The following is a 360-nucleotide window of genomic DNA, read 5'->3' as shown; positions in this document are numbered from 1 at the left end:
GCCTATGGCGTGCTCGCGCGTGGTCTGATCAGCGGGCACTGGCAAGGGGCAAAGGGGCCAGGGGACTTTCGGGTTCGTAGCCCCCGTTTTCAGGAAGGCAATGTCGAGCGCAATCTGGCCCTTGTGGAGACATTGCGCGGAATTGCAGCCACCAGGGGCGCAAGCGTGGCCCAGCTGGCAATTGCCTGGGTGGCGGCGCAGGGTGACGATATCGTACCACTTGTAGGAGCCCGCCGGCGCGATCGGCTCTCCGAGGCGCTGGGGGCGCTTGATCTTACTCTGACGCCCGGTGATCTGGCTGCTATCGAGAAGGCTATTCCCAAAGGGGCCGCAGCCGGGGAACGCTACGATCCGAAACAG

1 protein-coding gene is annotated in these 360 nt (G+C 64.2%); it reads left to right on the top strand.

Annotated features, from left to right (window positions below; translation table 11 throughout):
- On the top strand, positions 1–360 hold a 360-nt coding region (locus B7449_RS18120; protein WP_048884011.1), incomplete at both ends, for an aldo/keto reductase.

The sequence above is a fragment of the Komagataeibacter intermedius TF2 genome, from assembly GCF_000964425.1.
Classification (GTDB): Bacteria; Pseudomonadota; Alphaproteobacteria; order Acetobacterales; family Acetobacteraceae; genus Komagataeibacter; species Komagataeibacter intermedius.
Note: the sequence above shows the minus strand (reverse complement) of the source record. Positions and strands in the feature narration are given on the sequence as shown.